Origin of the sequence: Caballeronia sp. AZ1_KS37, assembly GCF_023631165.1 — a bacterium.
Classification (GTDB): domain Bacteria; phylum Pseudomonadota; class Gammaproteobacteria; order Burkholderiales; family Burkholderiaceae; genus Caballeronia; species Caballeronia zhejiangensis.
This window is the reverse complement of the sequence record NZ_JALQDP010000030.1, coordinates 257,976-275,363: the sequence shown is the minus strand read 5'-3', so window position 1 is coordinate 275,363 and position 17,388 is coordinate 257,976. Positions and strand designations below refer to the sequence as shown.

Annotated in this window: 20 protein-coding genes; 11 read left to right on the top strand and 9 right to left on the bottom strand. The window is 60.2% G+C overall.

Annotated features, from left to right (window positions below; translation table 11 throughout):
• Nucleotides 1-36: 36 nt before the first annotated feature.
• From NCS00_RS17520 to NCS00_RS17505, 4 genes are all read right to left on the bottom strand, one after another.
• Nucleotides 37-534, bottom strand: a complete 498-nt coding sequence (locus NCS00_RS17520; RefSeq protein WP_008353314.1) for an H-NS family nucleoid-associated regulatory protein — start codon at nt 532-534, stop codon at nt 37-39.
• Nucleotides 535-789: 255 nt separating this feature from the next.
• Nucleotides 790-1,128 (bottom strand): hydroxyisourate hydrolase, encoded by a 339-nt coding sequence (uraH, locus tag NCS00_RS17515; protein ID WP_008353315.1) that lies wholly within the window; start codon nt 1,126-1,128, stop codon nt 790-792.
• Between the two features lie 39 nt (nt 1,129-1,167).
• Nucleotides 1,168-1,686, bottom strand: coding sequence for a hydroxyisourate hydrolase (locus tag NCS00_RS17510; protein ID WP_175979356.1), 519 nt, complete (start codon nt 1,684-1,686; stop codon nt 1,168-1,170).
• 1 nt (nt 1,687) lies between these two features.
• On the bottom strand, nt 1,688-3,028 hold the full coding sequence (locus tag NCS00_RS17505) for an MFS transporter (protein WP_250440618.1): 1,341 nt from the start codon (nt 3,026-3,028) through the stop codon (nt 1,688-1,690).
• Between the two features lie 288 nt (nt 3,029-3,316).
• Between NCS00_RS17505 and NCS00_RS17500 the strand changes: the two genes are divergently transcribed.
• Together NCS00_RS17500 and uraD are read left to right on the top strand one after the other, a co-directional pair.
• Nucleotides 3,317-4,264: a LysR family transcriptional regulator gene (locus NCS00_RS17500; RefSeq protein ID WP_008353318.1), complete on the top strand. Its 948-nt coding sequence runs from the start codon at nt 3,317-3,319 to the stop codon at nt 4,262-4,264.
• A 110-nt stretch (nt 4,265-4,374) separates the two neighbouring features.
• Nucleotides 4,375-4,899, top strand: a complete 525-nt coding sequence (uraD, locus tag NCS00_RS17495) for a 2-oxo-4-hydroxy-4-carboxy-5-ureidoimidazoline decarboxylase (RefSeq protein ID WP_250440617.1) — start codon at nt 4,375-4,377, stop codon at nt 4,897-4,899.
• A gap of 43 nt (nt 4,900-4,942) precedes the next feature.
• Here uraD and hpaC read toward each other — a convergent pair whose 3' ends face one another.
• Nucleotides 4,943-5,479, bottom strand: a complete 537-nt coding sequence (hpaC, locus tag NCS00_RS17490; RefSeq protein WP_008353320.1) for a 4-hydroxyphenylacetate 3-monooxygenase, reductase component — start codon at nt 5,477-5,479, stop codon at nt 4,943-4,945.
• A 289-nt stretch (nt 5,480-5,768) separates the two neighbouring features.
• Between hpaC and NCS00_RS17485 the strand changes: the two genes are divergently transcribed.
• Complete coding sequence (locus NCS00_RS17485) at nt 5,769-6,401, top strand: response regulator transcription factor (RefSeq protein ID WP_175979354.1); 633 nt, start codon at nt 5,769-5,771, stop codon at nt 6,399-6,401.
• A gap of 10 nt (nt 6,402-6,411) precedes the next feature.
• On the opposite strand, the gene NCS00_RS17480 is transcribed toward NCS00_RS17485, so the two are convergent.
• From NCS00_RS17480 to NCS00_RS17470, 3 genes are all read right to left on the bottom strand, one after another.
• Nucleotides 6,412-7,155 carry an SDR family NAD(P)-dependent oxidoreductase gene (locus tag NCS00_RS17480; RefSeq protein WP_250440616.1) on the bottom strand — a complete coding sequence of 248 codons (744 nt, stop codon included), beginning with the start codon at nt 7,153-7,155 and terminating at the stop codon, nt 6,412-6,414.
• Nucleotides 7,156-7,222: 67 nt separating this feature from the next.
• Nucleotides 7,223-7,579 carry a hypothetical protein gene (locus NCS00_RS17475; RefSeq protein WP_250440615.1) on the bottom strand — a complete coding sequence of 119 codons (357 nt, stop codon included), beginning with the start codon at nt 7,577-7,579 and terminating at the stop codon, nt 7,223-7,225.
• A gap of 43 nt (nt 7,580-7,622) precedes the next feature.
• Nucleotides 7,623-8,798, bottom strand: a complete 1,176-nt coding sequence (locus NCS00_RS17470; protein ID WP_250440614.1) for an acyl-CoA dehydrogenase family protein — start codon at nt 8,796-8,798, stop codon at nt 7,623-7,625.
• A gap of 224 nt (nt 8,799-9,022) precedes the next feature.
• Between NCS00_RS17470 and NCS00_RS17465 the strand changes: the two genes are divergently transcribed.
• Nucleotides 9,023-10,492, top strand: a complete 1,470-nt coding sequence (locus tag NCS00_RS17465; protein WP_250440613.1) for a sensor histidine kinase — start codon at nt 9,023-9,025, stop codon at nt 10,490-10,492.
• A 32-nt stretch (nt 10,493-10,524) separates the two neighbouring features.
• Here the strand turns inward: NCS00_RS17465 and NCS00_RS17460 are convergent, their stop codons facing one another.
• Nucleotides 10,525-11,934 (bottom strand): spinster family MFS transporter, encoded by a 1,410-nt coding sequence (locus NCS00_RS17460; protein ID WP_250440612.1) that lies wholly within the window; start codon nt 11,932-11,934, stop codon nt 10,525-10,527.
• A gap of 421 nt (nt 11,935-12,355) precedes the next feature.
• Between NCS00_RS17460 and NCS00_RS17455 the strand changes: the two genes are divergently transcribed.
• From NCS00_RS17455 to NCS00_RS17425, 7 genes are all read left to right on the top strand, one after another.
• The gene (locus tag NCS00_RS17455) at nt 12,356-13,297 is read left to right on the top strand and encodes a helix-turn-helix domain-containing protein (RefSeq protein WP_008353332.1); all 942 of its coding nucleotides are present in this window, start codon (nt 12,356-12,358) and stop codon (nt 13,295-13,297) included.
• 241 nt (nt 13,298-13,538) lie between these two features.
• On the top strand, nt 13,539-14,669 hold the full coding sequence (locus NCS00_RS17450) for an amine dehydrogenase large subunit (RefSeq protein ID WP_250440611.1): 1,131 nt from the start codon (nt 13,539-13,541) through the stop codon (nt 14,667-14,669).
• Nucleotides 14,670-14,678: 9 nt separating this feature from the next.
• Nucleotides 14,679-15,236: a MauE/DoxX family redox-associated membrane protein gene (locus tag NCS00_RS17445; RefSeq protein ID WP_175979347.1), complete on the top strand. Its 558-nt coding sequence runs from the start codon at nt 14,679-14,681 to the stop codon at nt 15,234-15,236.
• Nucleotides 15,233-15,886, top strand: coding sequence for a methylamine dehydrogenase accessory protein MauD (gene mauD / locus NCS00_RS17440; RefSeq protein ID WP_175979346.1), 654 nt, complete (start codon nt 15,233-15,235; stop codon nt 15,884-15,886). The genes NCS00_RS17445 and mauD overlap by 4 nt, the downstream gene beginning before the upstream one ends.
• Nucleotides 15,887-15,925: 39 nt before the next feature.
• Nucleotides 15,926-16,447 carry a methylamine dehydrogenase light chain gene (locus tag NCS00_RS17435; RefSeq protein ID WP_008353338.1) on the top strand — a complete coding sequence of 174 codons (522 nt, stop codon included), beginning with the start codon at nt 15,926-15,928 and terminating at the stop codon, nt 16,445-16,447.
• Entirely contained in the window at nt 16,444-16,929 is a 486-nt protein-coding gene (locus NCS00_RS17430) for a c-type cytochrome (protein ID WP_250435828.1), read from the top strand. The genes NCS00_RS17435 and NCS00_RS17430 overlap by 4 nt, the downstream gene beginning before the upstream one ends.
• Nucleotides 16,926-17,384, top strand: coding sequence for a c-type cytochrome (locus NCS00_RS17425; protein ID WP_409017557.1), 459 nt, complete (start codon nt 16,926-16,928; stop codon nt 17,382-17,384). The genes NCS00_RS17430 and NCS00_RS17425 overlap by 4 nt, the downstream gene beginning before the upstream one ends.
• Nucleotides 17,385-17,388 lie beyond the last annotated feature (4 nt).

Sequence of the window (17,388 nt, the reverse complement as noted above, 5' to 3'; positions counted from 1 at the left end):
TCGTGCACGAACTCCGCCGTTTGTGTGAATACAGTGTCAGGCAATCAGAAACGGTGTCCGATCTTTAACCGATGCGAGCCATGCGGGTGCGCGGCCACGACCGCTCCACGTTGCGCCGCTTTCCGGATCGCGATAGAGCGCGGGTTGAGGACCGCGCGGTTGTCCCTTTGCTTTGCGCTTGACCGCAGCGCGCGTTTTTCCTTTAGCCTTGGTTCCCTGCGCGCTTGCTCCAACCGCAAACTTGCTACGGTCCTTTGCATTGGCGATCCAGCCCGGCGCGCGTCCGCGGCCGCTCCAGGTCGCACCGGTCTTTGGATCCCGATAGGCGACTGCGCCGGGCTTCTTCGCGGAAGCCGAACTGCCCGCCTTCTTGCGTGAACCGGAATAGCTTTCGATGTCCGAGATGGTCAATCCATGGCTCGACATCAGGTGATGAATCTTTTGCAGCGCATTCTCGGATTGTTTTGCAACGAGCGCATCCGCTTTCGCTTGAAGTGCTTCGATACGCGCCTGAATACTTTCTAGCGTTGACATGAGTTACCTCTAATAGATCGTCGATCGCACTATGCCATGCACATCCGCAATGCGCTAGAGGAGATTCGTGTAAATGCGTAGCAGTGGAAAGTCTAGAATATCGCTCCAGGACGGTAAGTGGTGAGACGCACATTGCAAATCCAGATTTCACTCCGGTTCGAATAAGAAATGGAAGTTGCTTTAGACATTTTCTTATCCGTTCGTGCGCGTCTCCATGTTGCGAAACATCAATCGTCAATTGCAGTAAGCGCTGATTCAACTTCCGCGATAGGTGCCGAAACTCCAAGGCGAACAAAGCAGCGGGACGTGATAGTGCTGCGTCGCATCGGCGAGCGTGAAGCGAACCGGCACGACGTCCGCGAAGACATCGGGCGTCTTGAAGTAATCGGCGACCCAGAAGCGCAACTCGAAATTCCCCGCTCGCGCTTGCGCCGCCGGCAGGATCGGCGAGTCGGTGCGTCCGTCGCGATTGGTGCGCGTGCGCGCGAGCAGCGTGGGCGGCTCGCTGCCGATATCGAACAATTCGATCTGCATCCCGGCGGCGGGTTTGCCGAGTGCGACGTCGAGTACGTGCGTGGTAATGCCTGCGGCCATGATGTTTTCTCCTGATCTCGCGTTCGAGTACTTTCCGGCTCAACTGCCGCGGTAGTAGTTGTAGCTCCACGGTCCGAACAGCACCGGCAAATGAATGCGCTGATTGACGTCCGTGATGCGAAAGCGCAGCGGGATCTTCGAGAGAAACATCGGCTGCGGAAGATCCGCCTTGCGTGCGGCGAAGTATTCGTCCACATGCAGCAACAACTCATAAGTCCCCGCGCGATAGGTATCGCCGATCAGGAGGGGAGGCTCGCTGCGTCCGCTTGCAGCCAGCGTGATCGTCTGAAGGAACTTCGAACGCCCGTCGTCGATCGCAAACAGCTCCACGCGCATACCCGAAGCGGGCGTGCCATGCCATGTGTCCAGGCCGTGCATCGTGAGGCGTGGGCTCAGGCCATCCTGTTGCACCGGGCCGGTCGTCTGATTCGGCGCGGGTGCATCGGCGGACAGCGCCGTCTTCGCGATCAGCATGCTGCCGCCAAGTGCCACGGATTGCAGAGCAAAGCGACGGCGACTCACGTCGAATGCAGGGGATGATGTGTTCTTGTCGCGCATGTCAGGCCCCTTGTTTGTTGCCGAGCTTGCGGATGCCGACGATCACGAGCACCGCGGCCAGCACTTCGATTACGGCCACGAGGTACAGGCCGGTCGTCACCTTGCCCGTCGCGTTCTTGATGAGTCCCATCACATAGGGCGCGCCGAAGCCTGCGAGATTGGAGACGGAATTGATGAGCGCCACGCCGATTGCGGCCGCACTGCCAGCGAGATAGCGGTTGGGCAATTGCCAGAAAACGGGAATCGCGCTCATGGTGCCGATGAGCGATGCGGTCATCGCGAGCAGCGCGATCACCGGCGAGATCTTGTCGAAACCCATCAGCATCGCGAGCGCGGCCATCGATATGCCTCCGACGATTGCCGCACCGCTGAAGTGCCAGCGCACTTCATTGCTGCGATCCGAGTGCGCGCCGTTGATGATCATGCCCGCAGCACCGCACAAATAGGCGACCGCCGCGATCCAGCCGACCGCCATCGGCGTGCTGATGCCAACGTCCTTGATGACGGTGGGAATCCAGAAAGTGAGCGTCGAGTTCGCACACAGCAGGCAGAAGAAGATCGCGATCAGCAGCCACACCTTGCGGTTCTTGAAGAGCGAGCGCCAGTCGTGACCGCGTTCGCCCATCGCTGCGTTGTCGCGTTGCAGGGCATCGAGCACGACGCGCTTTTCATCATCGGAAAGCCAGCGCGCCTGCTCGGGCTTGTCGGTCATGTAGAAGTACGCGAACACACCGGCCAGCACCGACGGAATACCTTCGATGATGAAGAGCCACTGCCATCCGTGCATGCCGTGCACGCCGCCCATCGACGTCATGATCCAGCCGGCGAGGGGACCGCCGAGCACGCCCGCGATCGCAGAAGCCGACATGAACGTGCCGAAGGCGCGCGCACGCCGCTGCGACGGATACCAGTAAGTGAGGTAAAGAATGACGCCCGGATAAAACCCTGCTTCGAATGCGCCGAGCAGGAAACGCAGGACATAAAACTGCGTGGGCGTGGTGACATGCGTTTGCAACATGCAGATGACGCCCCAGCATATCGTGATACGCATGATGGTCTTTTTCGCGCCGATCTTCTGCAGCAGCATGTTCGACGGCACTTCGAAGAGAAAGTAGCCGATGAAGAAGATGCCCGCGCCGAGACCGTATACGGCTTCGCTGAAATGCAGCGAGTCGAGCATTTGCAGCTTCGCGAAGCCGATGTTGACGCGATCCAGCCATGCGAGCACCCACAGCACGCCGAGGAACGGCAGCAGGCGCCATGAAACCTTGCGATAGACGCTTGCTTCGGCGCTTTCTACCGCGCTCGCGAAAACCGGCATCTCCTGTTTGATGAGCGACATGGTTTCTCCTTTCCAGTCGGTTTGCGTCGCGCGGACACGGCCGTGCGCTCGGTTGGAAGCAAGTATAGAAACGGCCAAAAAATCGGGAACGGGGGACGAGCCAATAGGCCCCATAGCAACATGTATATGGGTTCGAAAGCCTTGTGCGATAGGGCTTTGCACGGTTTTTCGCCGCACTTTTCACGCCTTATGGATTACCCTAGCGCGCCTCGCATGAAGCGGTTCCCGCAGTGCCGGCTGGCAAAATAGCGGCGCAGCCACGCGAACAATAGAGACACCGAAATCATCATGAATCGCACCGACGATCCATTCGATACCTATCTGCTGCGCGTGCTGTGCACGCTGATCGGGGAACGCAGCGTGTCACGCACGGCCATTCGTATGAACCAGTCGCAGCCGGCCATCAGCTCGGCGCTCAAGCGTCTGCGCGCCATCTTCAACGATCCGCTGCTTACGCGCGAAAAGAACGCGATGGTGCCGACCGAACGCGCGATTCAGCTCGCGCAGAGCGCACAGGCCGCATTGAGTGCGCTCGATAACCTGCTCGTATCCGACGATCATTTCGATCCCGCGACAACCGAGCAAAGCTTTACCGTCGGAATGCCCGATTACCTGGCGCCCCCGTTTTTTGCGCATGTCGTGCGCGAATTCAGGCACGCTGCACCACGCGCGCGCCTCATTGCGGTGCCGCTTTCGGCTTCATTCAATTACGAACAGGGGCTTTCCGAAGGCTCGCCCGATATCGTGATCGGCAACTGGCCCAATCCGCCCGAGCATCTTCATTTGTCGGTATTGCTGGAGGACGATGTCGTGTGCGTGGTCGCGCGCGATAGCGTCTATGCGCAATCAGGCAAGTTCGATGCCCAGGACTATCTGAGTGCATCGCATATCGTGCCCACGCCATATTCGCGCGATCAGCGCGGCGTCGTCGATACGGGACTCAGCACCATGCGCGTGCATCGCGATAACCGCGTGAGCTGCCCGTACTTCAATCTCGCGCCGAGCCTGATTCCGGGCACCGATCTTATTCTCACGACCGGCAGGCATTTCGCGAATTATCACGCGCAGCATCTTCCGCTCGTTGTGCTCGACGCCCCGATTGAATTTCCGTTCATGCGCTTTTATCAGTTGTGGCATCCGTCGCGGCATCGCTCGGCATCGCACGTCTGGCTGCGCGGCATGCTGACGGCGGCCGCTCAGGAATTGCGCGCGCTGCGCGACATGCATCGCGCGTAGCGCTATCGTGTTCTGTTATGCGGTCAATAGGATCGGCTGTCTCGCCGCCCGATCGCGCGGTTCCTATACTCGGCACGAATTGCCATCGACACGCCATAGGAGACGCGAGCATGTCACAGTCGATCAACCTGGAGCCGGTCAATTCGCTGGACCGCGCGGCATTCATTGGTACATTCGCAAGCGTGTTCGAGCATTTTCCGCAAGCGGCGGAGGGCGCGTGGAGCGTGCGGCCGTTCGCATCCGCCAATGCCTTGCATGACGCGATGATGGATGTCATCCGCAATCTGGACGATAAAAGCCAGCGCGCATTTCTGAACCTGCATCCGTTGTTATCGGGCGCAAACATTCGCTCGGGAACGATGACGGCCGATTCCGATGCCGAACAAAAGAGCGCCGGGCTCGATGCCATGTCGATGGAACAGGAAGCGTCGCTCGATCGTCTCAACAGAGCTTATCTCGAGCGGCATGGCTTTCCGTTCATCATCTGCGTGCGGCACTACACGCGCGAAGGCATCTTCAGCGCGCTCGAACGTCGCATTGGACGCAGCACGCAGCAGGAACTCGATGAGGCGCTCGCGCAAATCGCAGCGATCACGCGTGCGCGGCTGAATACGCGTCTTTCGGCGTTGAATTGATCAGTGTGCGCGAGCCTGAAAACGAATCAGGCTCGCGCGCACACTACCGCGCATCACATGCACGCGGCACGCGATGAAAGTTTCGATCGAAATAAATCAGGCTATCGCCGTCGTCGCGCACGCGGATCGCGGTGGTTTGCACGAACATCACCGAGTGCGATCCCACTTCCTTCGCCTCGACGATCGTCCCTTGCAGGCTGGCGAGCGCATCGCGCAACACCGGCACGCCGTTCGCGCCTTCGTCCCACACCGGTAACGAAAAGCGCTCGTCCATCGACAATTGCGTGAGACCGGCGAAGTGTCGCGCGATCTGTTCGAGGTGACCCGGCAACACGTTCACGCACACATTGCGATTGTTCACGAATGCGGCATGCATGGCGCTCGACCTGTTGATGCAGACGAGCAGCGTAGGCGGCGCATCCGTGACCGAGCACACCGCGCTCGCAGTAATGCCGCAGCGGCCATGCGTGCCTGTCGTCGTAATCACATTCACTGCTGCGCCCAGATGAGCCATGGCCTGGCGGAACAGCTTGCGCACCTGATCGATATCGGAAAGGTCGGGACGGGGCAGCGCGGACATGGGAGCGTCTCCTGTTCGTTTCATGTTCAGGTTGTGTATAGCAAATGGTCAATCAAGCGTACGCGCTGAACCGCACAAATAAAATCGGCACGTCCCGCCCGCTCGCCCGGCGTAGTTACCGAACGCACTAAAGCTTTTACCTATCTCGCGTCATCGAGGTAAAGAAAGGACTTTCGCGGTGAATTTCGGCTGGTTATCATTGGCGCATCAAAAAACAGACCCTGCGATGAGACAGCCGAATCCTCCGGCGCGCTTGGTCCCTGATGCGCGCATCGAAAGAGCAATCGCAATGAATTCTTCCGCTCCCATGGTCTATATCGTCGATGACGACAACGGCATGCGTACCTCGCTTGCATGGCTGCTCGATTCAGTCGGCGTGAAGTCGGAAGGGTTCGCCAATGCCGCCGATTTTCTGCGCGCATTCGATGTGAGTCGTCCCGCTTGTCTCGTGCTCGATGTACGGATGCCGGAGGCGAGCGGATTCGACGTGCAAGCCGAACTCAACCGCCGCGGTGCGACTTTGCCGATCATCTTCGTGAGCGGTCACGGCGACATTCCGATGTCCGTTCGCGCGCTTCAGCATGGCGCGATCGATTTCGTCGAGAAGCCCTATAACTCCCAGCAAATGCTCGATCGCGTGCAGCGCGCGATGAAGCTCGCGATGCAGCGTCACGCGAAAGACCAGCGGCAACGCGAGTTGCGCGAGCGCGTCGACTCGCTGACCGGGCGCGAGAAGGAGGTCTTGCGCGGCGTGATCGAGGGCAAAGCGAGCAAGCGCATCGCCGCCGATCTGCAGATCAGCGTCAAGACCGTCGACGTGCATCGCGCGAGCATCAAGGACAAGCTCGGAGCTGCGTCCATCGCGACGCTCGTGCGCGATGTGCTCGAAGTATGGAGCCCATCCGGCGACGAGCGCGCATGATTCGAACTCGCTAACGCATGTAAAGGCCGCCGTTCACGTCCCAGCATGCACCGTTGGCGAAATACGCATCTGGTGATGCGAGCAGCACGGCCACGTCGGCGATGTAATCGGCCGAGCCGAGACGTCCCACGGGAATGCCGGCGATAACCTTGTCGAGTTTGTCGGCAGGCAGGCTCTCATGCACGATCGGAAGGTCAAGCGGACCAGGTGAGATCGCATTGACGGTCACGCCGCGCGCGGCCAGATCGCGCGCAAAAACCTTGGTCAATGTAATCGCACCGCCTTTGGCGGCCGCGTAATGCGCGCCGGTCGCCGAACCGCCGTTCTGTCCCGCCAGCGATGCGATATTGACGATGCGACCCGCGCCGCGATCCGCGAAATAGAGGCCGAATACCTGACAGCCGAAGAGCACGCTGCGCAGATTGATATCGATGACCTGATCGAACTGCTCTGCGGTAATCTCCATCACGGGCACGACTTTCGATGCACCCGCGTTGTTGACGAGCGCATCGATTCGGCCCCAGCGTTCATGCACGGCATCGCGTCCGTGTTCGAAGTCCGTCTTCGATGCCACATCCAGCCTGATGGCGAATGCGCTGCTCTGGTCCGCACTCAGCTCGCATGCGAGCGCTTGCGTTGCTTCGATTGCGATATCGGCCAGCGCAACCCTATAGCCTGCGGCATGAAAGCGGCGCGCGACCACGGCGCCGCGGCCGCGCGCGGCACCCGTGATGAGCGCGATTCTCTTGGACATATTCGAGTTCCTTTTCTAATGGGCGAGAGCGGCCGCAATGTATGCGGCGACGGCGCAGAGCATTGCATCACGGTACCGACAATGCACGTCCGACACGCGCCTCGATCTTTCCATAACGCCACAGGTTGTATTCGCCGACGGGCGTCGTGCGATAGAGATTGCATACCGCGGCGGCCGTATCGAAGTCTGCTACGTCGGCCATGATGTAGAAGGTCCACGGCGCGCCATCGGATTGGCCGACGACGAGACGATCGTCGTCCATCACGCCCAACACGCGCACGTTCTCCATCGCTTCGGCAGCAGCGAGCATCTTGCCGTAGGCTTGCCATACTTCGCCGATCTTCTCGCGCGGCAAATCAAAAAAGTTCTGCGTTACGCCGCAGCAAAAGAGCACGCGCAAAGGCAGGTTTCGGTTATCGGTCATGAAGCGTTACTCCTGATGTTATGCGTTATGCGATGAATGGGGATCAAAGATAGCCGGGAATGGGCGGCACACCGACGAACACGGCACCCGCGCCGTCGTAGTTCCCTTCGCCGAGAAATGCGTGTTGCGTGACGACCATCGCGTCGCGCATCAGGCGTTGCAATGGATGCGTGCGATAGATCGCCATCGTGCCGCCTAGTCGATAGGCGCGATTCACGACATCGGCGCCCTCACGCGCAATCTGCGTTGCGCAGAGGCGTAGCAGGCTCACTTGTTCCGGCATAACTTCATTGCCCGCGAGAATCGATTGCCATACGCTGTCGGTCGATTCGTAGAAGAAGGCCCGTGCGCTGCGCAGTTGCGCTTCCGCTTTTGCAAGCTCGATCCGGTAGTAGGCGCGGTCGGCGAGTTGCGGCGCGCCTGTCGTTGTCTTGCGGCCTCCGGCCATATGATTCGCGACATCGAGCGCTGCGCGCGCCAGACCGAGATTCACGACGGCGAGCACTTGCGCCGCATAAGCGATGGTCGGATAGCGATAGAGCGGTTCATCGACCGTTGATGGGCCACCGCGAACGAAGGTCCAGTCTTCAGCAACGAATTGATCCGTCACGCGCAAATCGTGACTCCCCGTGCCCTGCATGCCGACGACGTTCCAGTTCTCGACGATCTCGACTTGCGCGGGGCGAAACACGGCCGTACGCGGCTTGCCTGGTGCTTCACCCGGCTTGCTGGTGCCGATGCCGACGCCGAGCCAGTCCGCGCCCTTGCAGCCGCTCGCGAACTTCCATGTGCCGCTCACGCGATAGCCGCCCGATGCTGGCTGTGCGTTCTGAACGGGGAAGAGGCCGCCCGCAAACACCTGGTCGGGACCGTCGGCGTAGATTGCAGCTTGCGTCGCAAGCGGCAACGCGGCGAGATAGAGATTCGCTGATCCAAAACTCGCGACCCATGCGCCGGAGCCGTCAGCGACAGCGATGCGCTCGATCATCTGCAGAAATTCTCCCGGTGCGCGCGCGTCACCGCCGAATCGTTTTGGCGTGGCCGCACGATAGATACCTGCGCGCTTGAGCTTATCGATGACATCGCGCGGTACGTGCGACACGCGGTCGAATTCATCGCGACGCCGGGCGATTTCGGCGATCACATCGTCGAGCGCTATCGCGTCGGTTTGACTGGACAGATCGTCGCGAAGGGCGACTGCAATCGCGGATGCTGACATGGGGACATCTCCTTTTCGTTCGTATGGCGCATGAGATTGAGTTGAAGTGCTTTCGAGCCACACGCAGTAATGCCAGTCTAGGAATGCAAAAAGGCTGAAACAATTGGGAAGGCGAGCGTGCGATTCGGTGAAGCCTCCCGTCCGGCTAAAGAAATCTTTAGCGACGTGCGGGACGCGCCGATGCTATGGTTAGCGTTGCAACCATGTATCCCCTGCGCCACGACATGAACTTCCCCACCGAAGACGATTTCCACCGCCTGCTCGATGCGCTGACGCAATGCGTTCTGCTACACGAGGCCGAAACGAAGGCCATCGTGTGGGCCAATCGCGCAGCATGCATCGCGCTGGGTTTTTCGGTGGAAGAATTGCTTCCGCTCAAGGCGCACGATATGACGCGCGATGACATCAGGTATCGCCGCGAAATTGCCGTGAATGCGATGGATCGCTCCATCACGGAAGGTCCGCAAAGTTATGAGTGGTGTTATCGCTCGCGCGCGGGCGTCGACATGCTGTCCGAGGCAATCGCGACATACGTACCGCTCACGGGACGCGAAGTTGTGATGGTGCAGTTTCGCGACATCAGCGCTGAAGATGCAATGCGGCAGAAATTGCGCCGCTATGAAACACGCTTGCGCGAATACATGCAGGATCTGGGTGAGGGCGTTGCAGTGCTGACGCCGCGCGGCAAGGTGAGTTTCATCAGCGAATCGGGACGACGCGTGCTCGGTGTCGCGAACGATGCGCCGCTCGGCGTCGCGCTCGACTATTGCACGAGAGCCGATCGCGACCGGCTCGTCACCCAGTTGCGCAGTGCGACGCGCCAACATTCGACGCCCGCGCAACGCTATGCGATCACGCGTCGTGACGGCGCGAAACGATGGCTGCGCATAACGTGCAGGCGCATCGATATCGAAGACGGCACACTGGTTCATTTCCGCGACATCAGCGATGAAGTGGCGATCGAGGAAGCCCGGCGAAGCGAAGCGCGGATGCTCGAATACGCGGGACGTTATAACGCTATGGGCGAAATGGCGACCGCGATCGCGCACGAGTTGAGCCAGCCGCTCGCTGCCGTGCGCAACTTCATCGAAGGCGCGATTCAGCGGCTCGCGCGGCCAGATTCCATCGACAGCGCGATCTGGGGCCTGCGTGCAGCGGACCGGCAAGCAGAGCACGCGGCGCATATCATCAAGAGCGTGCGCGAGTTCATCGTGAAGCGGGAGCCTGCCGAAGCTCAGACCGATCTTCGCGACGTGCTCGCGGATGTCGCTTACTTCATCCAGTTGCGCGCGCGAGACGAAGGCGTGACGGTCAGGATCGAGCCATCGCACGAGCCGTTGCCGATACGTTGCGAGCGCGTGCTTATCGGTCAGGTGATCCTCAATCTGGCATTCAACGCAGTCGAAGCAATGAGCGGCATGAAACCGTCTGCCGGCACCGTCACGCTTGCCGCGATGACGAACGGAAAGACAGCCGAACTGCATGTGATCGACGACGGACCAGGCGTGCCCGATGATGCGCTCGAACGCCTGTTCGACGGCTTCTCGTCGTCGAAGGCGGGCGGCAACGGCATCGGCCTGTCGTTGTGCAAGAACATCGTGTCGCGTCACGAAGGACGGATCTGGGCGCAACGCGCGGCGGGCGGCGGACTGGAATGCTGCTTCGCGTTGCCCTTGTTGCACCATACGGATTGACACGACGTTGCGCGTTGAGTGAGCAACATGGATCACAAGCGCTCGGCATATCGAGGTGTCGGCGTCGCGCCGGAGGGCATGCTCTCATGCAGGCCCGGGCTATCGATCGTCACGCGCGCTTCACGCGTTTCGCGTTCGAGACTCGATCGGTATTGGCTGCATCCGACGAAAAGCAGCACGGCAGCAAGCCCGATCGCCACGGCATTGATGATGGCCATCGAGTGTCCAACCGCGAGCGGCGATCCGAATACCTTGTCGGTGATAAGCGCGACGAGCGTCGTGCCGAGACCCAGTCCGATGAGATTCGATACCAGCAGGAACATCGCGGATATCTGTGCGCGCATCTGGTTCGGCGCAAGTGCCTGCATGGCGGCGGCGGAAGTCGGCAACGGGAACGACGCGAAGAACATCGCCACGACGAGCCATGCGAGCGATGCGGCGAGGCTCGTCGTCTGAGTGAACGCGATCGCAGGAGCGAGCATGCATGCCGCGCCGATCCACGCTGCGCGCATCGGCGCATCGGTGTGTCCGCGACGCAGCAGCCAGTCGCTGAGCCAGCCGCCGCAGAAGACGCCCGTCGTATTGGCGACGAGCATCACGATGCCGAGCATATAACCCGTTTCGACCGGCGAGAGAGCGAAACGGCGCATATAGAACGCAGGTGTCCAGCTCATCAGACAGTACAGGCCCATCGCATAGAACGAGAAGCCGACGTAGTGGCAGAAAAAGGTCTTGCGATGATTGGCGATGAAACGCAGCGCATCACCCATCGCGACTCGCTTGACCTTGCCCGACCCGTCCTGCGCAAGTCCTTTGCGCGCGGGATCGCGTACCGTCAGCATGAAGACGGAGGCGACGAGAAGACCCGGCAATCCGACGATGAAGAACGTCAATTGCCATGCGCGTAGTTCGCCGACCAGCGGCAAGGCGAACACGCTCGCGTGCTTGAGCAATGCAATCACATAACCGCCAACAAGAAATGCAATGCCGCCGCCGATGAACGAGCCGAGCGAATAGATGCCGATTGCACGGCCCATCTTTTCCTTGGGAAAAAAATCCGCGAGCATCGAATAGGTTCCCGGCGATAGGGCGGCTTCACCCACGCCGACACTCATGCGCGAGACGAACATGTGAACGAAGCTCTGACTCAGGCCGCATGCCGCGGTCGCGACGCTCCACAGCGCAATGCCCGCAGCGATGATGCGCGGACGTGCGAAACGGTCCGCGAGGTACGCGATCGGCATGCCCATCACCGCGTAGAACAGCGAGAACGCGAAGCCGTGCAAGAGACTGAACTGCGTATCGCTGAGATGCAGATCGCGCTTGATCGGCTCGATCATAAGCGCGAGCACCTGCCGGTCGATGAACGAGAACACATAAGCCAGCATGCAGATCACGACGACATACCACTCGTATGTATAGCGCTTGCTTTTGGGCTTCATGGTGGTTGGGAAGTGAGGTTCGGGTGTGAGGCAGTGTCGATGCGGAGGATATCGGCGTCAAATTCGCCGAAAAGGGATGCGATCATCAGTGAGGCAAATTTGAATCGACATCGGCGGCATTTATCGATAGATGCGCTTTTGACTGATTTGCCGTGTCGCGAGGTCAAAACGCAGACTTCTGATCTGCGAACCTTCTTGGGCGCACTATCAGGGTGCAATCCTTGCGAACTAGTTGTTAAAGTAATTACTGAACTTCGCGATAGCGCGTGATCGCCTACGCATGAGCGCATGTGTTTTTCAATCGTGCATTCCTAGGATTGCGCAACAGGCACTAGAGAAGAAGAATCGAAAAGCTTGACGCAAAAAAATTGAAAACCTATAAGCAGTCGCGTCGAGGCGACGCAAGCAGCAGGAGGAGGGCATGTACGCCAACTACGAAACCTTCGAGGACGCCGACCACCACGCGCATGCGCTGGCTGGGTGGGAGCAGCGCTATGACCAGGTGGGCGAGGGCGCATTCCGCAGCACGGTGAAGCAGGTTTCATTAGCGGGCGTTCAGGTCTTTCAGGAATCTGCGAACGTGCGTATCGTTCAGCGCGGGCAATTGCCGGCCGGATTCGTCACGTTCGGACTCGTGCTCGGCGGTGGCGCGCCGTTCTCGTTTCAGGGCGTGCGGGTCGACGAAAACGCGCTCGTCGTCGCGCCCGGCGACAAGGAATTTCTTCTGCATTCGCCGCCCGATATGTCGATGCTTGGCGTCGCCATCGATGCGCAATTGCTTGCTTCAGCGGCGGACGCGGCGGGCGTCGATGTGCAGGACGAAATCCTCAGCCGTCATGTGCTGAGCATTCCCGGCGCCGCCGGCGCGCGTGCGGGTAAGCGCATCATCGCGGCGGTCGAGACCGTGCTGGCGGACCGGAATCCGATTTTGTCCGATGATGGCGCGCATCGCTTCACACATACGGTCACGGAAAGCATCCTCGACCTCCTGACGTTTCATGTACCGACGCGCGAGGACCGGCTCACTTATGCGTGCCGCGCCGACGTCGTGCGGCGCGCACACGATCTCGTGCTTGCGCGTCCGGAGCAGCCGATATCGGTGCTGGATTTATGCGAAAAACTGCGCGTGAGCCGCCGCACCATTCAAAACAGCTTTCAATCCGTCACGCAGATGAACCCTGTAAGTTATCTGCGAGCCGTGCGCCTTGCTCAGGTGAGACGGCTTCTTACAACGACATCGCAAAGCGAAGTACCGGTTCGCGAGGCTGCAATGCGCTGGGGATTTTCGAACCTCGGCCACTTCGCCAGCGATTACAAAAGCCTGTTCGGCGAACTTCCCTCTCAAACGCCGCGCGCCCGCTGAACAGCGCTTCACGCATTCCTGGTTGCCGATAACAGGCCGCATTGTCGCGGCTTGATGTCGGCATTCGTGCTTCGAAAATCTGCGCGAAAAGCCTCATCTCTGTCGGCTCCCTTTCGAATGCTCCATTTCGGCACGCACGCGCTGCCGGTTCCGAAGTGCTTCTTTTTATTGTCGTCTTTAGAGTCGTTTCGACGATAAACAAGGAGACGCACAGATGGAGATGAGACGGCTAGCCACCGCCATGGGGGCCTTACTGTATGGACTGCTTGCGTGTCAGCCGCACGCGGGCGCGGCCGAAAAGCCGGAAGAACTGACGGTTGCGAAGGTCCCGCCCTATAGCCCGCATCGCGTGTTCGTGACGGATGTGTCGTTTGCGAGCATGACCGATGCGCGCGTTCATGTCTTCGACGGCGACACGAAGCGCTTCCTCGGCGAGATCGATGCAGGCTTCGCTCCGGGCTTCACGATCTCCCCCGACCACAAGACGAGCTATGTCGCGACGACGTATTTCGCGCGCGGCAGCCATGGCGCACGCACCGATGTAGTCGAGATCATCGATAACACGACGCTCGAGGTGACCGATGAAATCGTGATCCCGGCCAAGCACGGTCAGACCGTGCCGACGCCTTACAGCACGATCCTCTCGGAAGACGGTAGCCGACTTTACGTGTCGAACATTACGCCGTCGACATCGGTCACGGTCATCGATACGGCCGCGAAGAAGGTTCTCGGAGAGATCGACACCGATGCTTGCGTGCTCGCGTATCCGAGCGGCAATGACCGCTTCTCGGCACTGTGCGAGAGCGGCAAGGCGCTCACCATCAAGCTCGATGCAAGCGGCAAGGAAGCGAGCCGCAAGCTCTCCGACGCGTTCATCGACGTCGATAAAGACCCGGCCTTCATCAACGCGGTGCGCGACGGCAACCAGTATCTCTTCACCACGTTCAACGGCAACGTGCGTACCGCCGATTTCTCCGGCGATGCACCGGTGTTCGGACCGTCGTGGTCCTTGCTGAGCGATCAGGAACGCAAGGCAGGCTGGCGTCCGGGAGGCTTGCAGCAGACCGCGCTGAATGTGGGCACACATCGTCTTTACGTGGCCATGCACAAGGGCGCGGACGGTTCGCATAAAGAGCCGGGCACGGAGATCTGGGTCTACGACACGCAGAGCAAGAAGCGCGTAGCGCGCTGGGATCTCGCGAAGCAGAAGATCGATCCGCTGCTCGCGATCCAGGTCAGCACCGATGACAAGCCGCTCTTCTACGGCCTCACGCCGACATCCGATCTCGTCGTGATGGACGCGACGACCGGCAAGCGCCAGCATGTCGAAAAGCAACTCGGCACGACGTCGACGTTGCTGCTCAACCCTTGAGGTGACGCGATGATCGATCCCGTCATTCTCATGGTGTGCATCGCAAGCGCGACGATCATCGCACTCGCGGGCACGGCGCCGAAGTGGCGCGAACCATCACGCTTTCGCGCTTCGCTCGAAGCGTTCGCCTTGCTGCCGTCGTTCGCAGTGACGCCGTTGTCGTTCGCGTTGCCTGCACTCGAAGCGGCTGGCGCGATCGGCGTGTTGTTCGCCGATACCCGCATGGTCAGCGCCATCGTGCTGGCCGCGCTTTTCGTGCTCTTCGGCGCGGCGCTCGCGATCAACGTGCTGCGCGGTCATACCGACATCGATTGTGGCTGCTCGGGCTTCATCGCAGCAAGCTCATCGACGCGCACGCCTAAGTCGATCGGATGGTGGCACGTCGCGCGTGCTCTGATGCTCGCCGCGCTCGCGGCCGCCGCACTCATTCCCGCTACGAGCCGCGCGCTGATGTGGTTCGACTATCTGAGCGCAGGCGCCTGCACGCTTTTCGCCGTCGCCGCGTGGTTCACGCTCGACGTGCTGCTGGTCAATCTTCCCAAGCTCGATTCTCTGAGGAATTCATGATGCAAACCGCCCTGATGATTTCGGCCGCACTGTCGTGGGCCGCTTTGCTCGCGCTCGGCGCGATCTGTCTCGCACTTGTTCGCCAAGTCGGCATTCTCTATGAACGCATGATGCCCGCGGGCGCGCTCATGATCGACAAGGGACCGGCCGTCGGCGCGATCGCACCGGTGTTCGAACTCGGCGATATCGCCGGCCGCGCAGTGAAGGTCGGCGGCCTGTCGAACTCGAAGCGCAACACGCTCGTCTTCTTCCTTTCGCCGACGTGCCCCGTGTGCAAGAAGCTGCTGCCTTTGCTTCCGTCGATCCAGGCGCGCGAAGGTTCGGTCGACATCGTGCTTGCCAGCGATGGCGAATTCGAAGAGCACGCCGCGTTCTATCGCAAGTCCGGTCTTTCGCAATATCCGTATGTGCTGTCGCAGGAACTCGGCCTTGCTTATCAGATCGGCAAGCTGCCCTATGCCGTGCTGCTCGATGACGAAGGCAAGGTCCGCGCGAAAGGTCTCGTGAACACGCGTGAACATCTGGAAAGCCTGTTCGAAGCGAAGGAACGCGGTGTCGCGTCGCTGCAGGAATTCGTGCACGGCAAGCACGATGACCACGCGCATCACGGCCATCACGACCACGAAGCGCAAGTCGGGCAGCACGCCTGAAGACGCCGATAACTTTTCCATTCCTACAGGTGAGCGTCCATGAAATGGCTGGATTCATTCTTCGAACATAAGGCGCGCGGCGTCGCGCAACGCAGTTCGCGGCGCAGCGCGATGGCGAAGCTCGGGAAAGTGCTGGTCGGATCGGCAATGGTGCCGCTGTTGCCGGTCGATCGCACCGCCTATGCAACGGAGCCGAAGAAGCCGGGTTCATCGGCAAGCGATGATCCGACGAGTTGCGACTACTGGAAGTATTGCGCGATCGACGGCTGGCTTTGCAGCTGCTGTGGCGGCACGTCGAGCAGTTGCCCGCCGGGCACGACGCCTTCTCCGATCACGTGGATCGGAACGTGCCGCAATCCGCACGACGGCTCGGATTACATCGTGTCGTACAACGACTGCTGCGGCAAGACGAGCTGCGGACGCTGCTTCTGCAATCGCAATGAACGCGAAAAGCCGCTTTACAAGCTATCGCTCAATAACGATATCAACTGGTGCATGGCGAACGGCAATTCGAATTACCACTGCTCGGTATCGGTCCTGTTGGGAGCGGCAACGCAATGAAGACTGCAACTGTTTTGATGGCGGCGTTGGTCGCCGGCGCAATGAGCTTTGCTTCGGGCGCTTTCGCACAGACAGTGCATTACCCGGGCGGCAAATCGACCTTCGATGGCAAATGCGCGGTCTGTCATCAGGCAGGCGGAAAAGGCATGGACGGACTTGCGCCGCCGCTCGTCGAATATCCCGGCAAATATGCGGGCTCTGCCGATGGCCGCGCGCAATTAGGGCACACCGTGCTCTATGGCATGTTCGGCCCGATCAAGGTCAAGGAGAAAAGCTATAACTTCAAGATGCCGAGCTTCGCATCGCTCTCCGATGAAGAGATCGCGGATGTGTTGAACTACGTCGTGTTCGATCTGAACGCGCAGCATGGTTCAGCGAAGCCTTTCGACGTCGCCGAAGTCAAGGCATGGCGCGCGGGCCCGCTCGATCAGACCGCCGTGCACCAGCGTCGCGAAGCAGTCGTGAAGGGCCTGGGGCTATGAAGCCGCGGGCGATGCTCGTCGCTGGGACGCTGGCCGCGCTGTCGACGACGGCGGCATCGCAGACGCAGGCGTACGACGCGGCGCGCGCGCGACAGGACTGGGTGCTCAATTGCATGGGATGCCACACCGCCGATGGCTCGGGCATTCCCGGCAAGGTGCCCGCATTGCGCAACTCGCTCGGTCATTTCGTCTCGCTTCCCGACGGCCGTCAGTTTGTGATGCGAGTACCGGGCGCTGCCAATTCCGCATTGAACGACGCAGAGCTCGCGAACGTCTTGAACTGGTTGCTCGCGACGATGAACGAGCAATCGCGGCCCGCATCGTTCAAGCCTTATACGGCGGAAGAAATTGCGGCGCATCGCAGACCCGCGCTCACCGATGTCGCGCGTATCCGCATGAAGCTCGTCAAGGAATTGCAGGAGAACGGCGTGAACGCCGTCCCGGAACATTACTAGGAGA

Coding starts and splice junctions, on each gene's coding strand:
- NCS00_RS17470 (WP_250440614.1), bottom strand. CDS start 8,798: ATGTCAGCATCCGCGATTGCAGTCGCCCTTCGCGACGATCTGTCCAGT.
- NCS00_RS17505 (WP_250440618.1), bottom strand. CDS start 3,028: ATGTCGCTCATCAAACAGGAGATGCCGGTTTTCGCGAGCGCGGTAGAA.
- NCS00_RS17460 (WP_250440612.1), bottom strand. CDS start 11,934: ATGAAGCCCAAAAGCAAGCGCTATACATACGAGTGGTATGTCGTCGTG.
- NCS00_RS17435 (WP_008353338.1), top strand. CDS start 15,926: ATGAAATGGCTGGATTCATTCTTCGAACATAAGGCGCGCGGCGTCGCG.
- NCS00_RS17520 (WP_008353314.1), bottom strand. CDS start 534: ATGTCAACGCTAGAAAGTATTCAGGCGCGTATCGAAGCACTTCAAGCG.
- NCS00_RS17480 (WP_250440616.1), bottom strand. CDS start 7,155: ATGTCCAAGAGAATCGCGCTCATCACGGGTGCCGCGCGCGGCCGCGGC.
- uraH (WP_008353315.1), bottom strand. CDS start 1,128: ATGGCCGCAGGCATTACCACGCACGTACTCGACGTCGCACTCGGCAAA.
- NCS00_RS17425 (WP_409017557.1), top strand. CDS start 16,926: ATGAAGCCGCGGGCGATGCTCGTCGCTGGGACGCTGGCCGCGCTGTCG.
- NCS00_RS17455 (WP_008353332.1), top strand. CDS start 12,356: ATGTACGCCAACTACGAAACCTTCGAGGACGCCGACCACCACGCGCAT.
- NCS00_RS17500 (WP_008353318.1), top strand. CDS start 3,317: ATGAATCGCACCGACGATCCATTCGATACCTATCTGCTGCGCGTGCTG.
- mauD (WP_175979346.1), top strand. CDS start 15,233: ATGATGCAAACCGCCCTGATGATTTCGGCCGCACTGTCGTGGGCCGCT.
- NCS00_RS17475 (WP_250440615.1), bottom strand. CDS start 7,579: ATGACCGATAACCGAAACCTGCCTTTGCGCGTGCTCTTTTGCTGCGGC.
- uraD (WP_250440617.1), top strand. CDS start 4,375: ATGTCACAGTCGATCAACCTGGAGCCGGTCAATTCGCTGGACCGCGCG.
- hpaC (WP_008353320.1), bottom strand. CDS start 5,479: ATGTCCGCGCTGCCCCGTCCCGACCTTTCCGATATCGATCAGGTGCGC.
- NCS00_RS17510 (WP_175979356.1), bottom strand. CDS start 1,686: ATGCGCGACAAGAACACATCATCCCCTGCATTCGACGTGAGTCGCCGT.
- NCS00_RS17450 (WP_250440611.1), top strand. CDS start 13,539: ATGGGGGCCTTACTGTATGGACTGCTTGCGTGTCAGCCGCACGCGGGC.
- NCS00_RS17430 (WP_250435828.1), top strand. CDS start 16,444: ATGAAGACTGCAACTGTTTTGATGGCGGCGTTGGTCGCCGGCGCAATG.
- NCS00_RS17465 (WP_250440613.1), top strand. CDS start 9,023: ATGAACTTCCCCACCGAAGACGATTTCCACCGCCTGCTCGATGCGCTG.
- NCS00_RS17445 (WP_175979347.1), top strand. CDS start 14,679: ATGATCGATCCCGTCATTCTCATGGTGTGCATCGCAAGCGCGACGATC.
- NCS00_RS17485 (WP_175979354.1), top strand. CDS start 5,769: ATGAATTCTTCCGCTCCCATGGTCTATATCGTCGATGACGACAACGGC.